Source organism: Actinocatenispora comari, assembly GCF_017312725.1.
Lineage (GTDB): Bacteria > Actinomycetota > Actinomycetes > Mycobacteriales > Micromonosporaceae > Actinocatenispora > Actinocatenispora comari.
The window spans coordinates 165975-184440 of the sequence record NZ_BOPO01000128.1; the positions used below are offsets into that span (position 1 = coordinate 165975).

The following is an 18466-nucleotide window of genomic DNA, read 5'->3' on the forward strand; positions in this document are numbered from 1 at the left end:
CTGGTGGCCCCGGAGCCGAAGTCTAGGTCAGCCGACCGACACCATCCGCCCGGCGCGGCCGGGTGGGTGACGGTGGGCGGTGCGACACCCGACACGGCGGCTCGGAGCGGCCGGATGCGGGCACGAAAGGGCCCCCCGTGCACCCGTGAGAGCTCGCGTACCCTTGCTGCCTTCCGGCCCTGGGGGAGTTGACGAGATGCACGCCGCACGAGGGGCTGGCGACTACTGTACAGGGCACGCGGCGGCCGAACCCACCCGCATGCGGCGCCCGGCGGTACCGGCTGGATACCTCCCCGCGCGGGCCGGTATCGTGTCCCGCGGAGGATTCGCCTAGTGGCCTAGGGCGCACGCTTGGAAAGCGTGTTGGGTTCACACCCTCACGAGTTCGAATCTCGTATCCTCCGCCGCCTGAACAGGCAAAACGCCGGGCCGGCACCCCTCGGGGCGCCGGCCCGGCGTCGTCCGGCCGGCGATGGCGGGGCACCGGAAAAGGCGGGCGCACCGGGAGTTGCGCGCCGGAACTGGTCGAATGCCGAAACTCGCCTGCCGGTGCGGCTACGTCCACAACCTGTCGCCGATTCCCGACGACGGACTCCAGGTGCTCCCCGACCGGCTCCTCCACCCGTCCGAGCGCACGCGCGCGAGTTGCACGCCGCGGGCGGCTGACCGCGTCCGCGGGCCGGAAATCCGGCGGATCGGCACGGCGGGCCGGTGCTAGGTTGTCTGCCGCGGTCGTGAGTGCCAGTGCGAAGCCCCGGCTTGCTGGCCGGCAACCCTCGCAGGACGCGGGTGGGGTGCCCCGGGTGATGACCGGGTCCAGCACGCGGTGTGCCGGGCAAGCCGCGCGACCGGAGGCAACCGTGCCGTACCCGAACGAGACCTCGTCCCGCCCGACCTCGGCCGTGCCGGAGTTCCGGCTCGTCGGCCCGGAGCTCGTCGGTGAACGGGTCCGGCTGGAACCGATGAGCCACCGCCACGTCGAGGGGCTGGCCGAGGCCGCCGAGCAGGACCGCAGCCGGTACTCCTACACCTGGGTGCCACGGGCCGACGAGGTCGAGGGGTACGTGGCGGCGCAGCTGGCGCGGGCCGCGGCCGGCCGGCTCGCCCCGTACGTGCAGATCGACGTGGCGACCGGGCGGATCGTCGGGGCCACCGCGTACTGGGATCCGCGGCCGTGGCCGGACGGCACCGGGTTGTGCGCGATCGAGGTCGGCTTCACCTGGCTGGCCGGCTCGGCGCAGGGCACGGGCATCAACACCGAGGCGAAGCTGCTGCTGTTCGAGCACGCGTTCACGCGGTGGCAGGTGGCCCGGCTCGACCTGAAGACCGATGCCCGCAACACCCGGTCGCGGCGCGCCATCGAGAGCGTCGGCGGCCGGTTCGAGGGCGTGCTGCGGAGCTGGTCGCGGTCGTGGGCGCCGGGCGAGGACGGTCGGCTGCGCGACTCGGCCATCTTCTCCATCATCGCGGCCGAGTGGCCCGACTGCCGCGCCCGCCTCACCGCCCGCCTGGCCGCCCGCCCCGCGCGCTGACGCCACCCGAGCCCGAGGTGGCGACCGAGCTACGGGGCGTGCAGGGGTGGGTGGATCGCGGCGATCTTCTTGGGGACGCACATCAGCCAGGCGTCGAGGACCAGTTCGCGCATCTCGGGCACGTCGACGGCGGCCAGCCGCACCCGCACCCAGTTGAACCGCTCGTCGGACGGCAGCGGCGGCAGGAACTTCTCCGGCTCGCCGGCGACCAGCGCGTCCCGTTCGTCCTTCGGGTAGCCGAAGCCCATGATCGTCTCGTCCCGGGACAGCGCCGCGTAGACGATGCGGCCGACCCGGAACTTGACCCGGTCGTACACCAGGGCCTCGGTGGTGCGAGGCAGCCGGGTGGCCCAGCTGCGCACGTCGTCGACGGTGACCATGCGTCCGGTCTACGCCCGGGGACCGACAGTTTCGCGGGAGAATGGTGCGTGGCCCGCTGGGTACTGCACGTCGACCTGGACCAGTTCGTCGCGGCGGTGGAGATCCTGCGTCGACCGGAGCTGCGCGGACTGCCGGTGGTGGTCGGCGGCGACGGCGACCCGAGCCGGCGCGGCGTGGTGAGCACCGCGTCGTACCAGGCCCGGCGGTACGGCGTGCACTCCGGGCAGCCGTTGCGCACCGCGGCACGGCTGTGCCCGGACGCGGTGTTCCTGCCGGTCGACCGGGAGGCGTACGAGGCGGCCTCGGCGACGGTGATGGCCACGCTGCGCGGCTTCGACGCGATCGTCCAGGTGCTCGGCTGGGACGAGGCGTTCCTCGCCGTGGACACCGACGACCCGGCCGCGGTCGCCACCGAGATCCAGCGCCGGGTGCGCGCGGCGACCGCGCTGGACTGCACCGTCGGCATCGGTACCAACCGGATCCAGGCCAAGCTCGCCACCGGCTTCGGCAAGCCCGCCGGGATCTTCACCATCACCCCCGACACCTGGTACGGCCTGCTCGGCGACCGGCCGCCGGACGCGCTGTGGGGCATCGGTGCGAAGACGGCGAAACGGTTGGCGGCGCTCGGGATCACGACGGTGGCGGGGCTGGCCGGTACCGACCCGGGCACGCTCGCGGACGCGTTCGGCCCGGCGACCGGGCCGTGGCTGGTACGGCTGGCCCGCGGGGCGGACGACGGCACGGTGACCGACGCGCCGCACGTGCCGCGGTCCCGCAGCCGGGAAACCACGTACCAGGAGGATCTGGCCGACTGGGCGCAGGTGCGGCGGGAGGTGGCCCGGCTGGCCCGGCTGGTCGCCGCCGACGCCGCCGAGTTGCGGGTGGCGCGGGTGGTGGTGAAGGTGCGGTACGCCCCGTTCCACACGCACGCCCACGGGCACTCCCTGGCCGAGCCGACGACCGACGCCGACCGGATCGAAACGGCGGCGCTCGCCGCCCTCGACGACTTCGCCGCCGACCGCCCGGTCCGGCTCCTCGGCGTACGCGCGGAGTTCCCGCGCTGATCCGCCGCGGTCGACGCGTCAGGGGGACGGCGCCGGCGCTTCCGTTGGTACGACGGGGAAAGCGGTGCCGGCACGCGTCGGCCCACTGTCCATTGTGGAGCTACGGTCGGTGGTCGTGGCATGCGAAGCGGCCCGAATGGGTATGGCTCTGGCATGCAGACACTCAATGTCGTGCTGTTGATCGCATCGGTCCTGTTCCTGGTGCTGGGCGGGATCAGCTACAGCCATCGGCGAACCCGCAAGGTCCGCTGGGAGTGGCTCGGCATCGCCTGCCTGGTGGCGACGATGTTGGTGAGCAAGCTCGCTGCGCTGTTCTGATCCGCCGCGCACCGCCCCTCCCCAGCCGGCATCGACGGCGTACCCAGGCGCCGGTGCCGGGCCCGCCGGCGTCACCCGGCGGCCGCACCACCCCCGGAGGCACCCATGCTGTTGCTCCACAACGAGGACGCCGGTACCAGCGACGCCGAGTCGATCGCGACCGGCGAGAAGATCATCGGTACGCCGGTCACCCGGGTCGCGGTCTCGGCCGGTACCGGGCTCGACCCGATCCTGGCCGAACACACCGACGAGGACGTGATCGTCGCCGGGGGCGACGGATCGCTGCACGCCCTGCTCCGCGCGCTGTACCGGCGGGACGAGCTCGGCCGGCGGCGTGTCGGGCTGCTCCCGCTCGGTACCGGCAACGACTTCGCCCGCGGCAGCGGGATCCCGCTGGACGTCACGGCGGCGGCCGGCGTCGTCCGGGACGGCGCCACCCGTACCACCGACCTGATCGTGGACGACACCGGCGACGTCGTGGTGAACGCGGCGCACGTCGGGGTCGGCGCCGACGCCGCGGACAGCGCCCGCCCGCTCAAGCCGCACGTGGGCCCGGCCGCCTTCCCGATCGGTGCGATGATCGCCGGTCTGGTCCGGCCCGGCAAGCGGCTGACCGTGGTCATCGACGGTCGTACGGTCACGCATCCGCGGCACCGCAACCTGATGGTGGCGGTCTCCAACGCGCCGACGATCGCCGGCGGCAGCGCACTGCTCAGCCCGGACGCGTCCGTGCACGACGGCCGGATGCACGTGACGATCTCGCAGGCGACCGGGCCGATCGCGCGGATCGGTTACGCCCTGCGGCTGCTGCGCGGCCGGCACGTCGACTCGCTCGACGTCATCCACGGCCCGGCGGACCGGGTGCTGGTGGCCGGCGAGTCCTTCCGGGTCAACGCGGACGGCGAGCTCTCCGCGCCGACCGTCAGCCGGTCCTGGCGGGTACTCCCGGGCGCCTGGCGCCTGTTCGTGCCGGCCGACCGCGCGACGGGCCGGCAGCCGGCGGCCGAAGCCGCCGGCGAAGCTGGCCCGGGTACGGAGGCGGAGGTGCGACGGTGACCGCGATCCGGTGGCCGTGGCGGCACGCGCCCACCCACCACCGTCAGGTGCTGATGCGCCGCGTCGGCCGGGCGGGCTACGCCGCGTACGGGGCGATCCACCTGCTGGTCGCCTGGCTCGCGGTGCAGATCGCGTTCGGCGGCTCGGGCCGGTCGGCCGACGCCGGCGGCGCGCTCGCCACCCTGGCCGGCGCCGCGTTCGGCCGGGTACTGCTCGCGATCCTCACCGTGGGGCTGCTGCTGCTGACCCTGTGGCGGCTCGCCGAGGCTGTCTGGGGCGAACCCGGCCACGGTGACCATCCCGGCACGAAGCGGCGGCTGACGTCGATCGCGCAGGCGATCTGCTTCGCCGCGCTGACCGCGACCACGGCGCGAACGGTGCTGTCCGACCGCGCGCCGTCCAGCGGGCACAGCGAGCAGCGGGCGACGTCGACCGCGCTGAGCCTGCCGGGCGGCCGGTTCCTGGTCGGCGCGATCGGCGTCGGGGTGGTCGCGCTCGGCATCGGCATGCTCTGCTACGGCCTGCTCCGCCGGTTCGAGCGCGCCATGCAACTGGACCGGCTGGGCCACCGGGCCCGCCGCGCGGTGCTCGCCATCGGCGCGGTCGGGCACGTCGCCAAGGGCGTCGCGTACGGCATCGTCGGCGTGCTGCTGACCATCTCGGCGGTCACCTACCAGCCGCACCACAGCCGCGGGCTGGACCAGGCGCTGCGGGTACTGGCCGGCCAGCCGCACGGCCGGGTGCTGCTGTGCCTGGTGGCGTTCGGGATCGGCTGCTTCGGCGTGCTGTGCTTCGTCCGCGCCCGCTACCAGCGACGCTGAGCGATCCCGCACGACGGCACGTCACCGGCGGCGTCAGGGGGCGCGTCGCCACCGGGCGGCCGCGAGCGCCGCGAGCAGCAGTACCAGGCCGGTCGCGGCGACGAGCGCCGGCGGCAGCGGTGCCGCGGTGCCGGGCGCGCGGGTCGCGCCCATGACGTCGAGCAGCGGCAGGCCGTTCGCGATCGTGTACCACAGCGGCAGGTACACCGCCGGGAACAACCGCGCGGTGCGGCCGATCGAGCCGAGCGCGAGCGCCAGCGAGGGAAGGAACACCGCGCCGCCGGCCCACGCCGCGACGCCGACCCCGTCACCGTGCCCGACCAGTACGGCCAGCGGCCCGGCACCGGTCGCCACCGCCACCGCGAGCCCGGCGCACCACTGCGCCAGCCGCCGCCGGTACGGCCGGGGCAGCGCGGCGAGCAGCCCGTCGGTGCCGTGCTCGGCGTCCCGGCTGCCGAGCCGGGACCAGAGCAGGATCGGCCACAGCCAGGCGATCGGCAGCGTCAGCCGGATCCCGCCGGTACCGGCGGCGATGCCGGCCACGACGATCGCCGCGGCGACCAGCCACCACCACCAGCGCACCCCGGCCAGCAGGATTCGCAGCTCACCCAGTACCAGCCGGGGCAGCACGACGCCGCCCGCCGCGGCCGCCGTCGTCGGCAACCCGGCGGCGGAACCCGCGGCGTCCGGGACGGCCCGGCCCCCCGCGGCCGTGGCGGGCCGGGCACCGGCGGGTGCGGGGACCGCCAGGGCAGCCACGACGCCCGCGGGGACCGCCGGGCCACCCCGGAAGCCGCCGGACGGCGCGGCGGGCGAGACGCCTGCGGGCGCGGCGGCGCGGCGGGGACGGACCCGGGCCGGGTCGAAGCGCGCGAACCAGAACGCCGGGAGCAGCACCAGGACGATCGCGATCATCACGAGGAGCACCCGGGTACCGAGGAAACCGGCCGACGGTACGAAGCCGTGCCACTCGAAGGTCCGCAGCGGACTGTCCACATAGGTCAGACCGAGGCTGAAGTCGCCGTGCACCCGGGCGTGCTGCGCGACGAGATCGGCCCGGATCGAGTCGAGCGGTTGCTGCCAGCCCAGGCCGCCGAGCGGCGCGTGCGCGCTCAGACCGCCCACCAGCAGCACCATCCAGGCGAAGAACCAGGCGACGTTGCCGATCCCGCCGCGCAGCACCGGCACCGTCTCGGTCAGCAGCGCGAGCGCGGCGACGAGAACCAGCACCGGCAGCGCGAACACCAGGTACGGCAGCAGCAGGCCGACCGGGTCCATCGCGCGCGACTCGCCCCGGATCTGTTGCAGTGCAACAGCGGTGACGACCAGCACGCCGAGCATGCTGGCGAGCACCATGACGTTGCTGAGCAACTTGCCGAGCAGGTACCCGGTGGTACGCAACGGGGTCGCGGCGAGCAGCCGGCCGACCCCGGTGCGCTCGTCGCGCGCGATCCCGCCACGCACCACGAAGAAACCGGCGAACGACAGCCACAGCGCGCCGCCCATCGCGGTCGCGAGACCGACGTAGTCGCTGGTGTAGCGGCCACGGTAGTCGCCGATCTGCAGCACCGCCCAGTGCGCGTCGGCGCCGGGCAGGATCAGCCAGCCCAGCGCGACGGTCGCCGCGAGCGTCACCAGGAAGGCCGGTCGACGCACCCGGTCCCGGAAGTCCGCGGCCGCCACCGCGAGCAGCCCGCCCAGGCCCGGTCGCGCGGCGGTGGCACCGGCGCCTCGCGTACCACCCGTTCGCACGGCGGTGGCACCGCCGACCGGCGCGCCACCGGGTACCGAGCCGGGCGGCGTCACCGGGTCACCGCCGCGGCCGGTTCGGCGCGGGCGACCGCCTCCAGGTACGCATCCTCCAGGTCCGGGTCGACCGCGGTCGCCGCGTCGAACGGCCGTACCGGGCACAGCAGCCGGACGAGCACCCCGTCGGCGCGGTGCGTCGTGCGCGTGACCCGGAACCGGGCCTGGACCTCGGGCAGCGCCTCGGCCGGCACCACGGCGGTCCACACGTGGCCGGTGACCGCGCCGATCAGCGCCTCCGGCGTACCGCGGGCGCGCAGCCGGCCGCCGGCCAGGATCGCGATGTCCCGGGCCACCGACTCCACGTCGGACACGATGTGGGTGGACAGGATCACCACCCGGTCGGTGGCGAGCTCGCTGAGCAGGTTGCGGAACCTGACCCGTTCCTGCGGGTCCAGGCCGGCGGTCGGCTCGTCCACGATCAGCACCGCCGGGTCGCCGAGCAGCGCCTGCGCGATGCCGACCCGCCGCAGCATCCCACCAGAGTACGTGCCGAGCGGCCGCCGCGCCGCCTCGGTGAGGTTGACGGTGGCGAGCAGCTCGTCGATCCGGGCCCGCGCCGGCCGGGCCCGCAGCCCTTTGGCGGCGGCCACATAGCGCAGGAACTCGCGTGCCGACAGCTTCGGGTAGCCGGTGAAGTCCTGCGGCAGGTAGCCGAGCGAGGTGCGCAACCCGTCCGGCCGGGCCACGACGTCCTGACCGCGGAACAGGATCCGACCCGCGCTCGGCCTGGTCACGGTCGCCGCGATGCGCATCAGGCTCGACTTGCCGGCGCCGTTCGGGCCGAGCAGCCCGATCAGGCCGGTGTCCAGCCGCAACGTCACGTCGTCGACCGCGCGCCGGCCACCCCGGTACACCTTGGTCACGCCGAGCAGTTCGAGCATCAGTGGCCGCCGGTCAGCTTGGTGGCACGGCCGTCCCGCAGCACCCGGACGCCACGGGGGACGTCGACCTGGAACCGTACGTCGCACAGCGCGAGGCCGGTGCAGCCGGCGTCGATGTCGAGCGTGTGCCCGGTCAGCCGCCAGTGCGCGTGCGGGCTGCTGCCCGGCTTGTGCACGAACCACCGGGTGACCCGCACGTCCCGCCGGTCGGCCGGCACCAGGTCGGTCGGGGTACCGTGCGCCACCACGTTCAGCGTGCTGCCGGAGAACGGGAACGTCCGGTGCTGCGGCCGCGCGTCCTTGGCGTCGATCGTGCATCCGGCGGTCAGCAGGACGCCGGCGACGATCAGCGGCAGCGCGGCGAAACGAAGCGGGACAACGGTTGTCGGCAACGGAACCTCCAGGAACGCGACAGGTTCCTGCCAGCCTCCGCCGTCGCCGCGCGCGGCACATCTGCCGTTCGGCAGATATCCGCCCGCCCGCGGCACCCCGTACCAGCCCACGGCAGCACGGCAATGCCGTCGCGGAAGGCACGCGACATCGCGGGGGGCTCAGCGGGGTAGCACGGCGTGTACCTGCCAGCCGTCGCCCTGCGGCCCCCAGCGCAGCGTGCCGCCGAGCGCGTCCACCCGGGCCGCCAGGCCGGCGAGCCCGGTGCCGCCGCGCCCGTACCGCCCCGCTTCGTCCGGCGCGGTCCGCGGCCCGGCTACGCCACCCGGCCGGCGGCGCCGGTGGCCGCCGGCGTCGGTGACGGTGACCGCGATCGCGCCGGTACCGGACGGGGCGACGGTCACCGTGGCCCGGGCGCCGGCGGCGGCGTGCCGGCGCACGTTGGTCAGCGCCTCGACGACGATCCGGTACCCGGTCTGCTGGGTGCTGTCCGCGACCGGACCCAGCGCCTCGTCCAGCCGCAGGGTGGCACCGAACCGATCGGTGACCTCGGTCAGGTCGGCGAGCCGGTACAGCCGGCGCGGTGGCGTGCCGGTGCGCAGCGACGCGACGGTGCGGTCCATCGAGTCCAGCGCGCGCACCCCGGCGGCCTCGACCCGGCCGAGCAGCTCCCGCATCTGGTCCGGCCGGTACGCCTGCTCCCACTGCGCGGCCTGCACCTCGACCACGATCCCGGTCAGCTCGTGGGCGACGAAGTCGTGCAGATCGGCGGCAACCGACAACCGTTGCGCCGCGAGCAGATCGTCGACCGCGCGGGCCCGCCGTACGGCCAGCAGGCGCAGGTGGAGGCCGAGCCCCGCGGCGCAGGCGGCCGGGAACATCGACAGCGCGCACAGCAGCGCGACGGCCAGCGCGGCGCTGGCCGGATGCGCCAGCAGCGCCCGGATCGGCAGCAACACCACCGCCAGCGCGGTCGCCGGCCCGAGCAGTGCCGCCACCCGGCCGGGCGCGCTCCGGATCGTTCGGGTGACCAGTACCAGCAGCGCCGCGTACTCGGGCAGCGCCCACAGCACCGCGTAGTCCTGCGGGCCGCGGTACGCAGCGTCGACGGCGTACGACAGGGCGCAGGCGACCGCGACCGCGCCGACCAGGAAGCGGCCCCGCCAGCGGACGAACGCCACGAACCCGGCCGCCGCCGCGGGCAGCGCGACGAGCAGCGCGGCACCCGCCTCGGTCTTCGCCAGCGGTACCGGGAGCAGCAGCACGACCGCGAGCGCGACGCCCGCGGCGAGCCGTACCCGGCCACGCCAGGCGGCGGCCTCGCTCCTCGACCGCCCTGCGGCGCCGGCGGCCGGCACCGGCCGACCGGGGTCGGTCACCGGACGTCCCGCGGCGACGGGTAGCCCATCTCCCAGGCGTGCAGCGCGATCCCGACCCGGTTGCGTACCCCGAGCTTGCGCTGGATGCTCGCCACGTGCGTCTTCACCGTGCCGGGCGAGATGTACAGCTCGCGCCCGATGTCGGCGTTGGTCCTCCCGGCGGCGACCTGCCCGGCGATCTCGATCTCCCGCTCGGTCAACGCCTCACCCGGCGGACCGCCGCGCGCCACCCGCCGCCCCGCACCGCCGCCCACCGGGCCGCCTCCCGACCGACCACCGCGGAGGGTGCCCGCACCGGCCGGGCCGCCGAGAAGCTGCCGCTCGCCCGCGGCGGGGCCGTCGGCACCGGTGACGTGTCGCAACAGCCGTACCGTCACGGACGGGCTGATCAGGCTGTCCCCGGCCATCGCGGCCCGGACCGCCTCGATCAGCAGCGCCGGCCCGGACCGCTTCAGCAGGAATCCGGACGCACCGAGCCGCAGCGCCGGGTACACGTACTCGTCCAGGTCGAACGTGGTGACCACGACCACCCGCACCGGGCGCGGCGCGGCGACCAGCCGCCGGGTGACCTCGATGCCGTCCAACCCGGGCATCCGGACGTCGACCAGGGCCACGTCCGGCGCCAGCCGCGCCGCCGCGTCGACCGCGGCGAGCCCGTCCGGCGCCTCGCCGACCACCTCGATGTCCGGCTCGCCGTCCAGCACGCGCCGCAGCCCGCGCCGCACGGCGGCCTGGTCGTCCGCGATCAGTACCCGAATCCCCACGCGAAGCCATGCTGCCACGTCCGGTACCGGGACCCGTCGCGGAATGCGCCGGTCAGCGCGCGATGACCAGCTCGTACGAGTGCAGCCGGGCGGCGTGGTCCCACGCCTGGGTGGTGACCATCAGCTCCTGCGCGCCGGTTCGGGCGACCAGCTCGGTCAGCTGCTCCGCCACCTGCTTCGGGTCGCCGACGACGGTGTGCTGGCCACGCTGTGCCATCAGCTGCCGGTCCAGCGACGTGTACGGGTGGTTCGCCGCCTGCTCCGGGCTGGGCAGCGGGCCGGGCCGACCGGTGCGCAGCTGCAGGAACGACAGCTCCTGCGAACTCGCCATCCGCCGCGCCTCGTCCTCGGTGTCGGCGCAGAACACCGACACCCCGAGCATCACGTACGGCTCGGCCAGGTCCGGCGACGGCCGGAACGACGACCGGTACAGCTCGACCGCCGGCACCGTGTTGTCGCCGGCGAAGTGGTGCGCGAACGAGAACGGCATGCCGAGCGCGCCGGCCAGCTGCGCCGAGTAGCCGGACGAGCCGAGCAGCCAGATCGGCGGCCGGTACCCCTTGCCGGGCACCGCGGTGATCGCAGCGTACGGGTGGTCGTCCGGGAACTCGCCGTCCAGGAAGCCGATCAGCTCACCGAGCTGCCGCGGGAACTCGTCGGCGGCGGGCGACGCGTCGCGCCGCAGCGCGTGCGCGGTGACCTGGTCGGTACCGGGCGCCCGGCCGAGGCCGAGGTCGATCCGCCCGTCGTGCAGCGCGGACAGCATGCCGAACTGCTCGGCCACCACCAGCGGCGCGTGGTTGGGCAGCATCACGCCGCCGGACCCGACCCGGATGCGTTCCGTCGCGCTCGCCAGGTGCCCGATCAGCACCGGCGGGGACGAACTCGCAATACCCGGCATGTTGTGGTGCTCGGCCACCCAGTACCGGTGGTAACCGAGCCGTTCCGCCAGCCGGACCAGCTCGACGCTGTTGCGCAACGCGTCGGCCGGCGTCGATCCGTCCGGTACCGGCGCCAGGTCCAGCACCGACAGCTTCACCTCGTCAGACACAGCCACGTGACGTGCAACGCGCCGCACCCCCGGCGCGTTCCCGCACCCGGGTGGTCGGTAGGCCGGATCACAGCCGGTCCGGGGCCGGCGAACACGATCCGCGGCCGGTCAGTTCGGTGTGGCGGCCAGGTCGGTGAGGAGGCCGCGGGCGTGGCTCGTCAGGTACCACTCGTGCCGGTACGTGTCGGCGAAGCCGTCGCCGCCGACCGCCGCCGGCGCGATCTGGCTGGCGTGCGCGGCCATCGCGGCCCGCTTCGCGGCGAGTTCCGCGTCGGTCGCGGTCAACCGCACCGGAATCTCGTGCCCGGCCCGGCCGTAGTCGCCGGTGTGCCCGCTCGCCGCGTCGATCAGGTGCGTACCGCCGCGTCGGTGCAGGTGGTCCCGGTCCACCGTCGCCTCGTACGACACGGCGCCGGTCATCGCCGCCGCCAGCGCGCCGATCCGGTGCACCGCAACGTGATCCGGGTGACCGTAGATGCCGCGGTCGTCGTAGTGCAGCACCGTGTCGGCCCGTTCCGCGTCGATCACCTCGGCGAGCCGCCGGGCCAGCCGGTCGGTACGGCCACGGGCCAGCGCCCGCGGATGCCGGGCCGACGGCCAACCGACCATGCCCGAGTCGCGCCGGCCGAGCAGCACCAGCCGGGACACGCCGAGCACCTCGGCGGCGTCCTCCAGCTCGGCCAGCCGGCGGCGGTGCACGGTCTCGCCGGGGCGCAGCGGGGCGAGCCGTTCACCGAGCTCACCGCCGGTGGCCATGACCAGTATCACCCGGGCGCCACGGTCGGCGAGCCGGCGCATGGTGGCCGCGGTGAAGATCGCCTCGTCGTCGGGGTGCGCGTGCAGCACGACGACGGCCCGTCCGGCCAGCTCGGGCCCACCGGCAGAGCCGGGCAGCTCAGGCCCGACGGCCCGTCCGGCCGGCTGGGGCCCACCGGCAGAGCCGGGCGGCCCGGCCGCACCAGTGAAGCCGGACAGGCCGCGCCCGCCGGCGAAGCAGGGCAGGTCCGGGGCGCCGGCGGAGCCGGACAGCTCGGGCCCGGCAGCGGAGCCGGACGGGCCGGGCCCGCCGGCGAAGCCGGACAGGTCGGGCGCGCCGGCGGAGGCGGGCACGCGGGTACGGGCAGGGCGGGAGGCACGCAGGGCCGAAGACATGGGTACGCTCGCTGACTCGACGGGAGCCCGGTGACGACCGGGCGGGGCGCGGGAGATCAGCGGCAACAACACGGACACGCGGCGGCGACAATCGGCGCGAAGCCGGTCGCGGTGCAGCGCAGGTCCGTCATGACCGGGGATTCTGCCACGCCCATCGCCCGAACCGCCACGACACCCCGACGATCCGCCCACTGGGCGGGACCGTGCCGGCTCGCCGCCGCAGCGCCCCGACGCGGCCGGCACCGGGACGTCGGCGGCCGACCAGCCGGCGGCTCAGGCGGCAGGTTCGGCCGGTCGAGCGCGCGGGGCATCAGGCGGCAGGTTCGGCCGGTCGAGCGCGCGGGGCATCAGGCGGCAGGTTCGGCCGGTCGAGCGCGCGGGGCATCAGGCGGCAGGTTCGGCCGGTCGAGCGCGCGGGGCATCAGGCGGCAGGTTCGGCCGGTCGAGCGCGCGGGGCATCAGGCGGCAGGTTCGGCCGGTCGGGCACGCGGCGGTCAGGCGGCGGCGAGGATCCAACGGTGGCCGAAGGGGTCGGCGATGCGCCCCATCCGGCCGTACTCGTGGTCGTTCAGCGGAAAGACCTCGGTGCCGCCGGCGTCGAGTGCCCGGCGCCAGACGGCGTCCACGTCGGGCAGTCGCAGTACCAGGATCACCGGTACCGCCCCGTCCGGTGCGGGATCGACGTCGTCGGCGTCCTTGACGGCGAACTCGCTGCCGCCGACGGACAGGTCGGCGTGCACGATGCGGCCGCCTTCGCGGTAGCGGCTCAGCTCCGTCGCGCCGAACGCCTGCCGGTAGTAGTCGATGGCGGCGGCCGCGTCGCGGACCGCCAGGGTCGGTGCCAGCGTGTTGTCCATGCCTGCCATGGTGACGCCGCGGCCGGCGCCGGTATTGGAAAAACCTGACCGCGGTCAGGCCCGTACCGGCAGGTGGTTGGGCATCCCCGCCGCGCGCGGCCGGTACCGGGTGGGCGTGACCGAGGCGAACGACCGGAAGTCGTGGATCAGGTGCGACTGGTCGACGTACCCGTGTTCGGCGGCCAGGCCGGCCCAGTCGACCCGGTCCGCGCCGGCGGTTCCCGCCGCGCAGTCGGCGGCGACCCGCTGGAACCGGCGGATCCGCGCGTACAGCTTCGGGGTGAAGCCGGTGTGCACGGCGAACCGGCGGGCCAACCCCCGGTCGGTGCGGCCCAACCGGTCCGCGACGGCCGCCACCGGCAGGCCCCGCTCCAGCCCCACGGCCGCGGCGCCGACGAGCGGATCCGGCCCCGCGGGCCGGTCCCGCAGCCGGTCCAGCAGCAGCTCGGCCAGCGCCGCCAGCCGCCGGCGCGGGTTCGGCAGGCCGCGCAGCCGCTCGGCGAGCGTCGCCCCGTCCCGCCCCCACAGCTGGTCCAGCGGCAGATCGCCGGTGCCGTCCGGGGTACCGAAGAACGGGAAGCCGCCGCCCGGCCGGAAGCAGGCGCCGACGACCTGGCGCTGCTCGGCGGTGTCGATGCACAACGGCGCGGCCGACGCCCCGGACACCGTCGCCGCGGGCAGCCGGTGCACCCGGGCGAAGCCCGGCCCGTCGTACCAGCGCTGCTCGTCTTCGGCGAGGTTGACGATCAGTTGCTGCCGGCCGGTCGGCAGGGCGAGTTCGAGCGCAGCGTCGAGCGGCTCGTCGTACCAGTACAGGCTCGTGACGAACGGGGCGAGCGGCGCCGGCGGTGGCATCGTCAGCAGCATCGCCTGCCAGGTTACGACGCCGCGGACGGTGCGTCCCGAACCGCGGCGCGGCGGCCGCCGGGGCGATGCGCGATCAGCCGGTCGACCCGCCGGGACGACGCGCGATCAGCCGGTCGACCCGCGCGGGCGGCGCGCGGTCAGCTGGCCGGGGCGAGCGGCCGGCGGTGCTCCTCGACGAGCTCCAGGTCGGCCAGGTTGACCAGCTCGGCCACCTCGTCCACCGACCGGCACACGGCCACCTGGTAGCCGTTGTGTGACACGCGCAGCAGATCGCGGGGCCGGCCGTCCTCGGCTGCGGTCCCGATCATGTGCTCGACGGTCCAGCGACCGTCCCGGCTGCGGTACATCACCTTCGACGGTAAGCCGGATTCCTTGGCGTGGCCTGGAAAAACGGCTCCGATGTAACGGAGGAAACGGCCTGGGCGTTGCCCCGGCCACACTTCTGCCGGTACGGACAACCAACCCCACCGTTCGGCCCATCCACCGACCGTCCGAACGGGCCAGTCCCGGTGAGGAAACCTGGCAGAACGGCGCCGGGCGCCCGGCACGCCGCCGCACCGGTCGGGCAAAGCGGGCAAGCCACCCAGCGGGCCAGCGGGCCGAGGTGTCGGACCTCGCTCCTACGATGCCACCATGCCGATGCCCGTTGCCGATCACCTTGCCGTGCTGCGCACCGAGGGACAGCTGCTCGCGGCGGCCGCCGACGGTGCCGACCTCGACACACCCGTGCCGACCTGCCCCGGCTGGGCGCTGCGCGACCTGCTCCGGCACATCGGCGGGGTGCACCGGTGGGCCCGCCACTTCGTCGTCACCGGCCGGGCCGAGGAGTCCAGCGAGCAACTCGACCGGGAGTTGATGGAGACCTGGGGCGACGACGCCGACCTGGTCGAGTGGTTTCGCTCCGGGCACGCCGAGCTGGTCGGCGCGCTGACCGATGCGCCCGATTCGTTGGCCTGCTGGACGTTCCTGCCGGCGCCGTCCCCGCTGGCGTTCTGGGCCCGGCGGCAGGCGCACGAGACGGCGATCCACCGGGTCGACGCCCAGGCCGCGGTGGGTCCGGTGACCGGCGTCGCACCGGAGTTCGGCGCCGACGGGCTGGACGAGCTGCTGCTGCGCTTCCTGGCTCGCCCGCGGTCCCGGCCGGAGTGGGGCGCGCCGGCCCGGCTGGCCCTGACCGCGACCGACCTCGACCGCCGCTGGCTGGTCGAGGTCTCCGAGTCCGGGGTGCAGGGCGACGCCCGGCCCGACACGGCGGCCTGCGCGGCCGCCGACTGCGCGGTCACGGCGACCGCGTCCGACCTGTACCACCTGATGTGGAACCGGCGCGACCACGCCGACCTGGCCGTCACCGGGCGTTCCGACGTGCTCGACCGCTGGCGTGACTGCGTCGCCGTCCGCTGGTCCTGACGCCGGGCGCGCAGCCGGTCAGCCGGCGACGCCGACCACCACGAACATGAACGCCATCCCCAGTACGGTCATCCCGAGGGTGAGGCGGCTGGGGTGCCGGGCGTGCGCCTCGGGCAGGATGTCGCTGGTCGCGATGTAGAGCAGGAAACCGGCGAAGAAGCCGAGATAGAGCCCCAACACCGACTGCGGTACGCGCACGAACAGCGTCACCGCCGCACCGGCCACCGGCGCCACCGCGTCCAGGCACAGCAGGGTGAGCGCGCGGCGGCGGGCGTTGCCGTACAGCGAGGTGATGGTGAAGGTGTTGAAGCCGTCGGCGAAGTCGTGCGCGATGACGGCGAGCGCGACGGTGGCGCCGATCGCGGTGCTGGCCTGGAAGCCGAGACCGATCCCGAGCCCGTCCATGAAGCTGTGCGCGACGAGCGCGGAGGCGGCGAGGATCCCGACGGTCGGGTAGTGGTGGCCGTGCGACTCGTACTCGTGTTCGTGACCGCGGTGCACCGCGGTGCCGCGCTCGACGATGTGCAGGGTGAGGAAGCCGGCGGCGAAGGTGATCATCACGGCGGGCACGCCGAGCACGTGGTAGGCGTTCTGCTCGAACATCTCGGGCAGCAGGTCGAACGCCACGACGCCGAGCAGCACGCCGGCGGCGAGGCCGAGGATCAGGTGCAGCTTGTCTCGCGCCCGGAGCGCGACGAGGCCACCCGCGAGGGTGGCCACCAGGGACAACAGCGTGACGAGTACCGCCATGTCGCACAGCATATTCGACAACGATTTTCTCTTTCACCGCGCCGCCCCGCGATCTCGATCACTGCCGCGCCGAACTTGCCCAGCTGCGCGACTCGCTCGACTGACACGATCGAGCAAGGCGTTGCTAGGCTGCGGCGATGGCTGGAGGCAACAACAAGGGCAACCGGGAGGCGCTGCTCGACGGCGCGAAACGGTGCCTGCTGGAGAAGGGCTTCGACCGCAGCTCGGTGCGCGACATCGCGGCGGCTGCCGGGGTGTCCACCGCGGCGATCGGCTACCACTTCGGATCGCGGGAGAAACTGCTGTTCCAGGCGCTGTTCGCGCTCATCGACGAGTGGGGCGACAGGTCCGGACGGGCGCTCGTCTCGGCCGACGACCCGGATGCGGACGTGGCGCAGCGCTACGTGCGCAGCTGGGACGAGCTGATCGCGCAGGCGCTCGCGCACCCCGACCTGTGGCTGACGTCGGTCGACCTGTTCATGCAGGCACGCCGCAACCCGGAGCTGCTGCCACAGCTGGCCGACGGGATGCGGCAGGGGCGCACCGGCTCCGCCGCGACGATCCTCAGCGTCCCCGAGGGCGAGATCTCCGACGAGGCGGCGGGCACGGTCGGGATGGTGCAGATGGCGCTGATGTCCGGCGTCGTCATCCAGGCGCTCGCCGACCCGGAGCACCCGCCGACCGGCGCCTCGGTGCTCGCCGGCATCCGCGCCCTCGCCGAACTCACACAGTGACGACGGGGCCGCGACCACCGTGCCCGGAAGGGAAGCCTCGCGGCAGCCGGGGCGCAGCCACCACCGACCGGAAAACGAGCTCGGCCCGCCACCGCGAGGGTGACGGGCCGAGCGGGCGTACGGCGACGGTCAGGCGAGCACGTCGGCGACGGCGCGGAACGGCAGGCCGTGCGCGGCGGCGACCGGCTCGTTGGTGAGCTGGCCGGCGTGGGTGTTGAGCCCCTGCGCGAGCGCCGGGTCGTCGGCGAGCGCGGCGCGCCAACCCTTGTCCGCCAACGCCACCGCGTACGGCATGGTCACGTTGGTGAGCGCGAACGTGGAGGTGTTCGGCACCGCGCCGGGCATGTTCGCGACGCAGTAGAAGATGCTGTCGTGCACCCGGTACGTCGGGTCCGCGTGCGTGGTGGCGCGCGAGTCCTCGAAGCAGCCGCCCTGGTCGATCGAGATGTCCACCAGCACGCTGCCCGGCCGCATCCGGGACACCAGCTCGTTGCTGACCAGCTTCGGCGCCTTCGCACCCGGCACCAGCACCGCGCCGATCACCAGGTCGGCGTCGGTGACCTCCTTCTCCAGCTGGAACGCGTTCGAGGCGACGGTGTGGATCCGCCCCTCGTACCGGTGGTCCAGCTCGCGCAGCTTCTCCACGTTGAGGTCGAGCACCGTCACGTCCGCGCGCATGCCCACCGCGATCTCCACCGCGTTGCTGCCGGCGACGCCGGCGCCGAGCACGACGACCTTCGCCGGCGTGACCCCCGGTACGCCGCCGGGCAGCACGCCGCGGCCACCGGCGAACCGCATCAGGTGGTACGCGCCGACCTGCGGGGCGATCCGGCCGGCGACCTCGCTCATCGGGGCGAGCAGCGGCAGCGAGCGGTCGGCGAGCTGCACCGTCTCGTACGCGACCGAGGTGACCTTGCGGTCGAGCAGCGCGTCGGTGCACTCCCGGGACGCGGCGAGGTGCAGGTAGGTGAAGAGCACCTGGCCCTCGCGCATCCGGTGGTACTCCTCGGCGACCGGCTCCTTGACCTTGAGCACCAGGTCCGCCTCGGCCCACACCGCGTCGGCGGTGTCGCCGATCTTGGCGCCGGCGTGCAGGAACTCGTCGTCCGGGATGGACGAGCCGACACCCGCGCCGCGCTCGATGACCACCTCGTGCCCGTGCGTCACCAGTTCGTGCACCCCGGCCGGGGTGATCGCGACCCGGAACTCGTTGTTCTTGACCTCGCGTGGAACGCCGACCTTCATGACGCACT

General features: G+C 74.5%; 20 protein-coding genes, 1 tRNA gene, 1 other RNA gene and 1 riboswitch. Of the genes, 8 read left to right on the forward strand and 14 right to left on the reverse strand.

The genetic code is table 11. The features are described 5' to 3' along the window. Window positions 1–124: 124 nt before the first annotated feature. Window positions 125–219, reverse strand: an RNA gene (ffs, locus tag NUM_RS31775) — signal recognition particle sRNA small type. Between the two features lie 100 nt (window positions 220–319). Here ffs and NUM_RS31780 point away from each other — a divergent pair. Then, window positions 320–404: transfer RNA gene (locus tag NUM_RS31780), tRNA-Ser, on the forward strand. A 326-nt stretch (window positions 405–730) separates the two neighbouring features. Then, window positions 731–848, forward strand: a riboswitch (SAM riboswitch). 12 nt (window positions 849–860) lie between these two features. Continuing rightward, window positions 861–1532, forward strand: coding sequence for a GNAT family N-acetyltransferase (locus NUM_RS31785; RefSeq protein ID WP_207128607.1), 672 nt, complete (start codon window positions 861–863; stop codon window positions 1530–1532). 29 nt (window positions 1533–1561) lie between these two features. On the opposite strand, the gene NUM_RS31790 is transcribed toward NUM_RS31785, so the two are convergent. Beyond that, window positions 1562–1912 carry an MmcQ/YjbR family DNA-binding protein gene (locus tag NUM_RS31790; protein WP_207128608.1) on the reverse strand — a complete coding sequence of 117 codons (351 nt, stop codon included), beginning with the start codon at window positions 1910–1912 and terminating at the stop codon, window positions 1562–1564. Window positions 1913–1960: 48 nt separating this feature from the next. On the opposite strand from NUM_RS31790, the gene NUM_RS31795 reads away from it, so the two are divergent. The 4 genes from NUM_RS31795 (at window position 1961) to NUM_RS31810 (ending at window position 5172) form a co-directional block, all read left to right on the forward strand. After that, window positions 1961–2977, forward strand: a complete 1017-nt coding sequence (locus NUM_RS31795; protein WP_207128609.1) for a DNA polymerase IV — start codon at window positions 1961–1963, stop codon at window positions 2975–2977. A gap of 153 nt (window positions 2978–3130) precedes the next feature. Continuing rightward, window positions 3131–3295, forward strand: coding sequence for a hypothetical protein (locus tag NUM_RS31800; protein WP_157035057.1), 165 nt, complete (start codon window positions 3131–3133; stop codon window positions 3293–3295). Between the two features lie 105 nt (window positions 3296–3400). Then, the gene (locus NUM_RS31805) at window positions 3401–4351 is read left to right on the forward strand and encodes a diacylglycerol/lipid kinase family protein (RefSeq protein ID WP_207128610.1); all 951 of its coding nucleotides are present in this window, start codon (window positions 3401–3403) and stop codon (window positions 4349–4351) included. After that, a complete protein-coding gene (locus NUM_RS31810) occupies window positions 4348–5172 on the forward strand; it encodes a DUF1206 domain-containing protein (RefSeq protein WP_207128611.1) in 825 nt (274 codons plus the stop codon). The genes NUM_RS31805 and NUM_RS31810 overlap by 4 nt, the downstream gene beginning before the upstream one ends. Window positions 5173–5205: 33 nt before the next feature. Here NUM_RS31810 and NUM_RS31815 read toward each other — a convergent pair whose 3' ends face one another. From NUM_RS31815 to NUM_RS31860, 10 genes are all read right to left on the reverse strand, one after another. Then, on the reverse strand, window positions 5206–6924 hold the full coding sequence (locus tag NUM_RS31815; protein WP_207128612.1) for an ABC transporter permease: 1719 nt from the start codon (window positions 6922–6924) through the stop codon (window positions 5206–5208). 50 nt (window positions 6925–6974) lie between these two features. Beyond that, window positions 6975–7862, reverse strand: a complete 888-nt coding sequence (locus NUM_RS31820) for an ABC transporter ATP-binding protein (protein ID WP_207128613.1) — start codon at window positions 7860–7862, stop codon at window positions 6975–6977. Further along, a complete protein-coding gene (locus NUM_RS31825) occupies window positions 7862–8254 on the reverse strand; it encodes a hypothetical protein (RefSeq protein ID WP_207128614.1) in 393 nt (130 codons plus the stop codon). The genes NUM_RS31820 and NUM_RS31825 overlap by 1 nt, the downstream gene beginning before the upstream one ends. Window positions 8255–8413: 159 nt before the next feature. Next, a complete protein-coding gene (locus tag NUM_RS31830) occupies window positions 8414–9631 on the reverse strand; it encodes a sensor histidine kinase (RefSeq protein ID WP_207128615.1) in 1218 nt (405 codons plus the stop codon). Then, window positions 9628–10395 (reverse strand): response regulator transcription factor, encoded by a 768-nt coding sequence (locus tag NUM_RS31835; RefSeq protein ID WP_207128616.1) that lies wholly within the window; start codon window positions 10393–10395, stop codon window positions 9628–9630. The genes NUM_RS31830 and NUM_RS31835 overlap by 4 nt, the downstream gene beginning before the upstream one ends. A gap of 52 nt (window positions 10396–10447) precedes the next feature. Next, window positions 10448–11446 carry an LLM class flavin-dependent oxidoreductase gene (locus NUM_RS31840; RefSeq protein ID WP_225918987.1) on the reverse strand — a complete coding sequence of 333 codons (999 nt, stop codon included), beginning with the start codon at window positions 11444–11446 and terminating at the stop codon, window positions 10448–10450. A gap of 108 nt (window positions 11447–11554) precedes the next feature. Beyond that, a complete protein-coding gene (locus NUM_RS31845; RefSeq protein WP_207128618.1) occupies window positions 11555–12556 on the reverse strand; it encodes a PIG-L family deacetylase in 1002 nt (333 codons plus the stop codon). A gap of 536 nt (window positions 12557–13092) precedes the next feature. Beyond that, window positions 13093–13455 carry a VOC family protein gene (locus NUM_RS31850; RefSeq protein ID WP_207128619.1) on the reverse strand — a complete coding sequence of 121 codons (363 nt, stop codon included), beginning with the start codon at window positions 13453–13455 and terminating at the stop codon, window positions 13093–13095. Window positions 13456–13509: 54 nt separating this feature from the next. Beyond that, on the reverse strand, window positions 13510–14322 hold the full coding sequence (locus NUM_RS31855; protein WP_207128620.1) for a helix-turn-helix domain-containing protein: 813 nt from the start codon (window positions 14320–14322) through the stop codon (window positions 13510–13512). 137 nt (window positions 14323–14459) lie between these two features. Further along, on the reverse strand, window positions 14460–14630 hold the full coding sequence (locus NUM_RS31860) for a hypothetical protein (protein ID WP_207128621.1): 171 nt from the start codon (window positions 14628–14630) through the stop codon (window positions 14460–14462). Window positions 14631–14955: 325 nt separating this feature from the next. On the opposite strand from NUM_RS31860, the gene NUM_RS31865 reads away from it, so the two are divergent. Continuing rightward, on the forward strand, window positions 14956–15729 hold the full coding sequence (locus NUM_RS31865; RefSeq protein WP_207128622.1) for a maleylpyruvate isomerase family mycothiol-dependent enzyme: 774 nt from the start codon (window positions 14956–14958) through the stop codon (window positions 15727–15729). Window positions 15730–15747: 18 nt separating this feature from the next. On the opposite strand, the gene NUM_RS31870 is transcribed toward NUM_RS31865, so the two are convergent. After that, on the reverse strand, window positions 15748–16479 hold the full coding sequence (locus tag NUM_RS31870) for a ZIP family metal transporter (protein ID WP_207128623.1): 732 nt from the start codon (window positions 16477–16479) through the stop codon (window positions 15748–15750). Between the two features lie 137 nt (window positions 16480–16616). Between NUM_RS31870 and NUM_RS31875 the strand changes: the two genes are divergently transcribed. After that, window positions 16617–17213 carry a TetR/AcrR family transcriptional regulator gene (locus tag NUM_RS31875; protein WP_207128624.1) on the forward strand — a complete coding sequence of 199 codons (597 nt, stop codon included), beginning with the start codon at window positions 16617–16619 and terminating at the stop codon, window positions 17211–17213. Window positions 17214–17342: 129 nt separating this feature from the next. On the opposite strand, the gene ald is transcribed toward NUM_RS31875, so the two are convergent. After that, on the reverse strand, window positions 17343–18458 hold the full coding sequence (ald, locus tag NUM_RS31880) for an alanine dehydrogenase (protein ID WP_207128625.1): 1116 nt from the start codon (window positions 18456–18458) through the stop codon (window positions 17343–17345). Window positions 18459–18466: the final 8 nt, after the last annotated feature.